Below are 4,691 nucleotides of genomic sequence, written 5' to 3'. Positions count from 1 at the left end.
TTTTATGCCTATCGAAATGTCGTGAGCGGTTCTTATCCATCTAACAGTGTTGGAACCGTATTCATTGCTAATACCGAAGTACTAGATCAAACAAATTCTTATGATAATTCTACTGGAATTTTTGTAGCTCCAGTTGCAGGTGTTTATGAATTTGAATTTGAATTTGATGAATTTCAAAACTCAGGTGACTCTATTAATTGGAATATAGGCGTTTTAGTTAATAATGTTCAGTCTGGTCCTACCTTTAGAACTGTTTCTCCTTATATCTACTACTCTAATCATAAAATCATGCATTTTAAATATATAGTTTCTTTGGCAGCTAATGATCAAGTAAAGATTGCAATTGTTTCTAGTTCGAGCGGCCTTTTGGGAGGCAGCGGAAATTACATGTTCACCTTTACTGGAAAGATGATTCCCTAATGTCTTCTATATTTGTGGCTATGATTGCCTGCATTGCTACATGTATTTCAGTTTTAGCAGCTCTTATTATTCATATCATTAAATATGGAGAAGAAAAAGGAGCTATGAGAGAACGAGTAAAGAGATTAGAACAAGAAATGATTGAACAAAAAGACATGAGAGAAGTTGTTCACGAACTTCGTGGAACTGTTGCACAATTTGGTTCTACTTTGGATCATTTTCAAGCTTTTTTGGAACGCAATTGGACCAATGCAGTTCCTCCAATAAGCAGGAGATAATTACATGAACATGGATGAAGCTATTGATAAGCTGATTGGAATTGAAGGAGCGTATAGCAACAATCCCAACGACAGCGGCGGCGAAACAATGTGGGGAATCACCATTGACGAGGCTCGCCGGAATGGGTATAATCAGCCTATGCGGTCGATGCCAAGGGCTGAGGCAGCGCGTATATACAAGTCAAAATATATTATCGCTCCTAAACTTGATAAAATTTGGACTGTTGATCAAGCACGAATTGCATATGAAGTTTTTGATACTGGAGTAAATTGCGGACCAAAAACTGCAATTAAAATGTTTCAAAAAGCTTTAAATGCTTTAAACAGACAAGGAAAAGATTATCCCGATATTACAGAAGATGGTGATATTGGTCCTAAAACCCTCCAAGCTTTGCAAAAATTTTTGCAGTTACGGAAGCTTGAAGGTGAAATCGTACTTCTAAAAATGCTCAATGTTTTGCAAGGCAGTTATTATATTGATCTTGCAAGTCGTCGAATGAAAGACGAAGAGTTTATTTTTGGATGGTTCCGTAATAGGATTGATATTCCATTGAGGTAATTATGGATCTTTCTTCTGTTTTAAGTAGCACAGCTACTGGTGGTTTAATTGGTACTATTGGTTCTCTCGGCGGAGCAGCTGTAGAGTACATTAATGCTAGGGCTTCTGCTAAAGAGCAGTTGAAAGCTAAGCAAGTCGATTACCAGCATGAGATTGAACTTCAAAACTTAGGTGCTAGTAAATCTCACCAAGAAGCTCAAGATTTATTCAATAGAACAGATCTTGAAAATCATTTTGCTAGTCTTCAAAAAGCAATTGAAGATCAAACTGTTCTTTCCAACAAGGTTAATGGACCTGTTTTAGACATTTTAGCTCTATTTCGTCCTAGTCTTACCATTCTTTTAGTTTTAATTTGTCTTATTTTTGGAGCAATGAAACTAGAAGAATATTTTAATTATGCAATTGAATTAGCTGCTATTGCAGTAACTTGGTGGTTCGGAGATCGCCAACGCAATAAGTTTGGAGTCCGATAATGGTTGTGAATCTTCGTGAGACTTATGATGATTTGTGGTTGGATTCGGCATTTCGGCGTACTACTCCAACTAAAGCTGTAGCAGCCGGAAGTCAGGCTGTTGGGCCAGCTAAAGCTGCTAGTCTTCTAGATATTCCTAATATCTCTGATTTTGATCAAATTTATTCGAGCGATTTTTCGTCTCCTGTATCTCTTTATGATGATCCCTATGATCGTCCAACTTCAGTTAAATCTGATTCTTCTCAATATGGTCCTTTGAATTCTCAAGAGCCCGTTGTAAGTACTCAACCGGCTACTACAAGTAAAAGCAATCAATCTCCTCAAATGATCAGTGGAATTGATAAAGCTGAAATAGATTGGTTTCCTGATCCTAAAGAAGCAAACTCTTCTCCGACTGTTACAACAGCAACAACTGGAAGCGTATCAACTCCAGTTACGAACAATTCTGGTCCAAATACTGGTACAGTTTCAAACCCAAAAGTTGCTGATACTGTTTCCAACCCTACTACAACTCAACCTAGTACTCCTACTAATTCTACTAAATTTTCGGGCGATCCTACTAGTTTAGCTGCTCTAACTAATTCTCCCACTATTGATGATTATATCAAAAATATCTTAGGTGGAACTCCTAGTGGTCGATTGACTTCTAATGGATTTGATCTTACGCAATTGATGCGTGATCGTCCTGATGTTTATCGAGCTTTCTTTACTGAATACAATAATCCTCGGTCGAATGATAAGAATTCAACTGCATGGATTAATCGTGTTGGTGGAAATGATCCATATTCTTATGCTAATTATTGGTATAATACTTATGGACGGAATGAAGGCTATAACCAAACTCCTACAACTACAACTCCTACAACTCCAACTACAACAGGAGGTACTAGTACTACGCCAGGAACAGGCTCTGAAACTCCTCCAGGAACAAATACAAATCCTAATCCCGGAACAGGCCAAGGTACTGGAACTGTTGGAGCTAATGGTCCGACAAATCAATCTCGTTTGGAAGCCCTTAATCAAGCTCTTGCACGAGCTAAAGTTGCTGTTGCCGGAAGAGGCTTGAATTGGGACAACTATAAAGATCTGTTTGTTCCTCTATATACTGATATCTACAATACTATTCCAGACACTAGTACTACAGCTACAGCCTATTTTGATCCCAATATGGCCAATACTATTTTGTCTGGAGAAGAAAATCGCCAAAGATTTGGATATCGTCAAAAAGCTTTGAGAATTCCTACCAATTTTGACAATAGTTTTCTTAACGATACAATAGCTAAAATCATGGGTGGAGCCACTCAACAAGGCTCAGACATGCTTACTAATGGCTTAAAGCGTGGTCAATTTAATGAAGTTGGAGTTAAAGGCGGACAAGACGCTTTGAGTAAGGCAGCTATGATTGCTAGAGCAAAGTTGCTTGGATATAGTTCACAACTTGGTTCTAAATATAACACTCAATTGGAAAATATTCAAAAATCTGCTCTTCAAGCCGCTTCAGGATGGCAACTTGGTGATTCGTTTGACATTTCTCCATACGAACAACAGCAACAAAGGCTGTTTAATCAAGCTCAGCAAGCGAGTGAAGGTGAATTGTATTCCCTTATGGGAGATCAACCTTTGATTAATCTTTCAGATATCCGTATGGGAGCTGGAACTGCTCAAGGTGCCCTAAATCTTACTGATCTAGATGTGCTTGATGCTATTGCTAAAAGAAAATCAGTTAATGATTTGGGCCGTGGCCTTGGTTCTCAAGGATCATTCTAATGATTAAAGATCATCGTCAAATTAAAGAACGCGGACCAACTAATATTGCTAGCATTTTTGGCATTGATGACGCTATTATGCTTGCTTTGGGCGGTGGTTCGATGATAGCGAACATTGTTGGTCAAAATAAGCAAGCCAAATTAGCTAAACAACAAGCTGATGTTCAAAATGCTTTGACTGCTAGACAGCTTGATCTTGCCGATCAAGAAGCTAGAATGTCTAGAGCTAGTCAAACTGATTCTATGGGTAATAAGCTTGTTTATGACCCTATAAGCAATAGTTGGACTACAACTCTTTCTGCTCGTGGCAAGCAAATTCAAGATGCAGAAACAGAAGAAGGTTTGCGAACACTTCTTTATGACGCTCCAATGGCTCGTGGAGAAGCTCAAGCAGCCGCTCAACGTCGTAGTCAAGAAGGAAGTATTGCTGATTCACTTAAACAACAACTTCAAGATCAAATTAGTGGTAAAACGGGCTATAACGCTAACGATCTAGCCAATGTTTTGGCTCTTTCTAGAACTAAAAATCTAAATGCTGGATTTAGACAAGCTACTAAAAACTTTAATACTAATGCTGTTAGATCTGGTATGAGTGCCGGTGCAGCAGCAGACGCTCTCGCTACAGCAGGAAAAGATTATGCCGATTATGCTGATCAAACTATGGGTAATCCCGATCTTGAAGGAATTAATGCGGCCGAAGAACTAAATTCAAATAAAAGAGGTTCTCTTATTGATGCTTATTCTGCAATGGCATCAAGAGCAACTGGTTCTCCGGGATACAGTTATACTCCTAGTGGGCAATCTAGCTCATTGTCATCGTCTCTTGCTGCAATGAGAACAAATGCATTGCAAGGAACACAAGCTGCGGCTAATATGACAGGTCTAGCAGGTGCTAATTCTAGGGCTAGTTACGAAACTGTAGCTAAAAATCAGCCCAACTATAGCCAAGCTTTTGCCGATGCAGCAACTTTGTTTGACACTTCTGGTAGAAGCATTATGTCCGCTCTTACTAATAAGTATAAGAAGCGGTCTAATTCAGTAATGATGGGACCGGATATTTAAAATGGCTCGTACTCCTCTTTCTTCTAAACCAGATGCTAATTTTTATGGACTAATTCCACAAGCTCTAGCCACTTCTATGGCTCAAAGTGGAAATCCTGTTGATCGAGTTGCCATGCTTATTAAAGCACGACAAG

General features: G+C 38.8%; 6 protein-coding genes. All 6 read left to right on the top strand.

All coding sequences use genetic code 11. From position 1 onward, the window contains the following. Positions 1–420 (top strand): C1q-like domain-containing protein (locus tag IM509_RS12470; protein WP_287716988.1); only part of this gene is annotated, 420 nt, incomplete at its 5' end. Beyond that, entirely contained in the window at positions 420–698 is a 279-nt protein-coding gene (locus IM509_RS12465) for a hypothetical protein (RefSeq protein WP_287632945.1), read from the top strand. The genes IM509_RS12470 and IM509_RS12465, both read left to right, overlap by 1 nt. Before the next feature lie 4 nt (positions 699–702). After that, on the top strand, positions 703–1,257 hold the full coding sequence (locus tag IM509_RS12460; protein WP_287632948.1) for a glycoside hydrolase family 108 protein: 555 nt from the start codon (positions 703–705) through the stop codon (positions 1,255–1,257). A gap of 2 nt (positions 1,258–1,259) precedes the next feature. Further along, positions 1,260–1,730, top strand: a complete 471-nt coding sequence (locus tag IM509_RS12455; RefSeq protein ID WP_287632951.1) for a hypothetical protein — start codon at positions 1,260–1,262, stop codon at positions 1,728–1,730. Further along, positions 1,730–3,496, top strand: coding sequence for a hypothetical protein (locus tag IM509_RS12450; RefSeq protein ID WP_287716987.1), 1,767 nt, complete (start codon positions 1,730–1,732; stop codon positions 3,494–3,496). The genes IM509_RS12455 and IM509_RS12450 overlap by 1 nt, the downstream gene beginning before the upstream one ends. Beyond that, positions 3,496–4,557 carry a hypothetical protein gene (locus tag IM509_RS12445; RefSeq protein WP_287632955.1) on the top strand — a complete coding sequence of 354 codons (1,062 nt, stop codon included), beginning with the start codon at positions 3,496–3,498 and terminating at the stop codon, positions 4,555–4,557. Before IM509_RS12450 ends, IM509_RS12445 begins: the two co-directional genes overlap by 1 nt. Positions 4,558–4,691 lie beyond the last annotated feature (134 nt).

It is taken from the genome of Microcystis sp. M31BS1, from assembly GCF_020245285.1.
GTDB lineage: Bacteria > Cyanobacteriota > Cyanobacteriia > Cyanobacteriales > Microcystaceae > Microcystis > Microcystis panniformis.
The sequence above is the reverse complement of the archived record's forward strand: the minus strand, read 5'-3'. Positions and strand labels throughout refer to the sequence as shown.